We start from the raw sequence: 3,376 nt of genomic DNA on the forward strand, positions 1-3,376 counted from the left end.
TGTTGAGCGTCGCTCGGGGTGCCGAGCAGCGGGTAGGTGTTCGTCAGTGACGTTGCCGATCTGGGTGGCGGCGTGAGTGTGGGGTTGATCTTGGTGGTCTGCACCGTCAGTGTGACGAGGAACTGATGGGTGCACGGCGCCCCCGCTGAATTCTTGGCGGAGCTCACGGGGGCACCGTGCGTAGTGCGGAAGGCACTGATGGTCACGGTAGAGGTCGATCCTGTCCGCGTCGAGTCCCGGCTGTCGAGCGGAGAGATGTCCTGCCCGTCGTGCTCGGACGGGGTGTTGGCGGGGTGGGGTTTCGCCCGGTCCCGCCCGGTGGTGGGCGTAGTCACCCCGGTGCGCCCGCGACGAGCTCGCTGCCGGGGGTGCGCGGTGACGCACGTGCTGCTGCCGGTGACGTTGTTGCTGCGCAGGGCGTATCTCGCGGAGTTGATCTGGACGGCGTTGGTGGCGAAGGCCCGCGGGAGCGGGCATCGCCCGATCGCGCAGCGGTTGGGCATCCCGGGGTCGACGGTGCGCGGCTGGTTGCGGGCGGCGGCGGCCCGCGCGGATGCGGTGCGCAGCTGGTTCCTCACGGTCGCGGTCACGGCGGGTGTCGATGTCACGGTGCCGAGGGCATCGGATTCCGTGTGGGGCGACGTCCTCGCCGCGGTGGACGCGGCGCGGACCGCGATCACCGCGCGCTTCGGGAGTGCCGCGGTCCTCGGCGCGGTGACGGCCGCGCAGGTCGCGGTCGCGGCCAGTGCTGGTCGGCTTCTCTCACCAGGATGGCCGCCGGCCCCGAGATCGGATTCTGCAACACCAGTTGACCCTGCCACAGAGGAGGGTGATGCGTCATCGTCGCGGGTGTGACTGCCCGGCAACAGGTTCGGGCAGCATGAGCACCGGACGAAGGGGAGAAACTCGTTGCCTACCGACGATGAGAAACGACGTGAGCGAAGCCATGCGGTCGGGTTGTTCCGCTACCAACTGATCTGCCCGGCCCTCGATACCGGGTTGTCGACGAAGGCCCGGGGCCGGCTGGTGCGAGAGATCGCAAGCCGCGAACACACCGACCCGTTCGGGGCGAAGGTGAGGTATTCGCGGGACACCCTCGACCGCTGGATCCGCCGCTACCGGGCCGGCGGCTTCGAAGAATTGATTCCCTCCCCGCGGGCGCGGTCGCCGCGGACCGACACCGCCACCCTCGAGTTGGCTGCCGCGCTGAAACGGGAGAACCCGGCCCGCACCGCCGCCCAGGTCGGGCGGATTATGCGGGCCTCGTCCGGCTGGGCGCCGTCGGAATCGACGCTGCTGCGCCACTTTCACCGGCTGGAGTTGATCGGCCCCGCCGCCGGGGACTCCCCGACGGTGTTCGGTCGGTTCGAGGCGGAAAACCCGAACGATCGGTGGACAGGGGACGCCCTGCACGGGCCGAGGATCGGCGGCCGCAAAACGTATCTGTTCGCGTTCCTCGACGATCATTCCCGGTTGATCACCGGCTACCGGTTCGGGTTCTCCGAGGACACCGTCCGTCTCGGGGTCGCGTTGGAACCGGCGCTGGCGGCGCGCGGCGTCCCGGCATCGGTCTACGTCGACAACGGATCGGCGTTCGTCGATGCGTGGCTGCTGCGGGCATGCGCGAAACTCGGCATCCGGTTGGTGCATTCGACCCCGCACCGCCCGCAGGGCCGCGGGAAGATCGAACGGTTCTTCCGCACCGTCCGGGAGCAGTTCCTCGTCGAGGTCGCCGACACCACCGCCGAGGACCTCACCGCCGCGGGTATCAATCACCGAACCGCATTGTTGGAGCTCAATCGGTTGCTGACCGGGTGGATCGAAACCGAATACCACCGGCGGACGCACTCGGAAACCGGGCAGAGTCCACTCGTGCGGTGGGAGGCCGGCTGGTCCCGGCTGGGGCGGACACCGGCGATGCCGACGGCCGCCGATCTGACCGAGGCGTTCCTGTGGTCGGAATATCGGACGGTGACCAAAACGGCGACGGTGTCGTTGCACGGCAACACCTACCAGGTCGATCATGCCCTGGCCGGGCGGAAGGTGGAGTTGGTGTTCTCTCCGTTCGACATGGAGACCGTCGAGGTCCGCTACCGCGACGCCTCCCACGGGCGGGCGGTGCCGCACACCATCACCCGGCACGTGCACCCGAAAGCCCGGCCCGAAACACCGGAACCGCCGGCACCGGTTGTCACGGGTATCGACTATCTGGCGTTGACGGCGCACCTGCACCACGAGCAGGTGCGCAGCGATCGGCGGATCGGGTATCACGCCCTATACGGACCCACCGACAACGACAACGACAACGACAACGACGACGGTGGCGGTGGGCAGATTCCCGGGCAGCTGAGCATCGACGACCTCACCGATAGTCTCGCCGACGGGTCCACCGATCACCACGGGCGGCCGGCATGAGTATCCAACGCCTGCAGTCGTACTACGGGTTCACGAGGATGCCGTTCGGCCGCGGTCTGGCACCGGCGATGTTGCACCGGCACCCCGGCCACGCCGAAGCCGTCGCTCGCATCTCCTGGTGCGTCGATCAACACGCGCTCGGGGTGATCACCGGGGAGGTCGGCGCCGGGAAAACCGTCGCCATCCGCGCCGCGACCTCCGCGTTGGACCCGGCCCGACACGTCGTGATCTACCTGCCGAACCCGTCGGTGGGGGTGCGGGGAATGCTGCATCACATCGTCACCGCACTGGGCCGGGTGCCGAGTTTCTACACCGCGACACTTGCGCCGCAAGCCGCCGAAGCACTGGCCGCCGAATACGCCGAGCGGGGCCGCACGCCCGTGGTCGTGATAGACGAGGCACATCTGCTCGACAACGCGCAGATGGAAGCGATCCGGATGCTGACCAACCACGACATGGATTCGGGATCGCCGTTCGCGGCACTGCTGGTCGGGCAGCCGACGCTACGGCACCGACTGCGGCTCGGAGTACTCGCCGCGCTGGACCAGCGGATCGCGGTGCGCTACGCGCTGGCCGGGATGAGCCCGCCGGATTCGGCGGACTACATCACCCATCACTGCAAGATCGCCGGCCGCACGGATCCGTTGTTCTCCGACGACGCGGTCACCCTGATTCACAATGCAGCACGGGGATATCCGCGGGCGGTGAACAACCTGGCGGTGCAGGCATTGACGGCGGCGTTCGCCGCGAAAGCATCCATCGTCGACGAGAAGTCCGCACGGGTGGCCGTCACCGAAAGTGGCCACGATTGAGTCACTGATCGTGCGACGTCACCACGCCGACGATGCCGTCACCATTCCGACGAAGGCCCTCCCCGCAACCGCGGGCAGGGCCCTTCTCATATCGGCATCACCGTCATCGACAGTGACGCCATCGTCGGCACGTTCAGCGACGGACAACA

General features: G+C 68.1%; 3 protein-coding genes. All 3 read left to right on the forward strand.

Annotation, left to right across the window (positions count from 1 at the left end):
* Positions 1-198 precede the first annotated feature (198 nt).
* The 3 genes from G9373_RS44790 to G9373_RS44800 are packed head-to-tail and all read left to right on the forward strand — an operon-like array spanning position 199 to position 3,227.
* Entirely contained in the window at positions 199-855 is a 657-nt protein-coding gene (locus G9373_RS44790; protein ID WP_120659163.1) for a helix-turn-helix domain-containing protein, read from the forward strand.
* Positions 856-909: 54 nt separating this feature from the next.
* Complete coding sequence (locus G9373_RS44795) at positions 910-2,415, forward strand: DDE-type integrase/transposase/recombinase (RefSeq protein ID WP_120659162.1); 1,506 nt, start codon at positions 910-912, stop codon at positions 2,413-2,415.
* Positions 2,412-3,227, forward strand: coding sequence for an AAA family ATPase (locus tag G9373_RS44800; RefSeq protein ID WP_061700505.1), 816 nt, complete (start codon positions 2,412-2,414; stop codon positions 3,225-3,227). Before G9373_RS44795 ends, G9373_RS44800 begins: the two co-directional genes overlap by 4 nt.
* Positions 3,228-3,376 lie beyond the last annotated feature (149 nt).

The sequence above is a fragment of the Rhodococcus sp. A14 genome (assembly GCF_011603105.1).
In the GTDB taxonomy this organism is placed as follows: domain Bacteria; phylum Actinomycetota; class Actinomycetes; order Mycobacteriales; family Mycobacteriaceae; genus Rhodococcus_F; species Rhodococcus_F opacus.

What these genes read in the sequence shown, in the direction of transcription:
- G9373_RS44790 (WP_120659163.1), top strand. Translation starts at nt 199, where the DNA reads ATGGTCACGGTAGAGGTCGATCCTGTCCGCGTCGAGTCCCGGCTGTCG.
- G9373_RS44800 (WP_061700505.1), top strand. Translation starts at nt 2,412, where the DNA reads ATGAGTATCCAACGCCTGCAGTCGTACTACGGGTTCACGAGGATGCCG.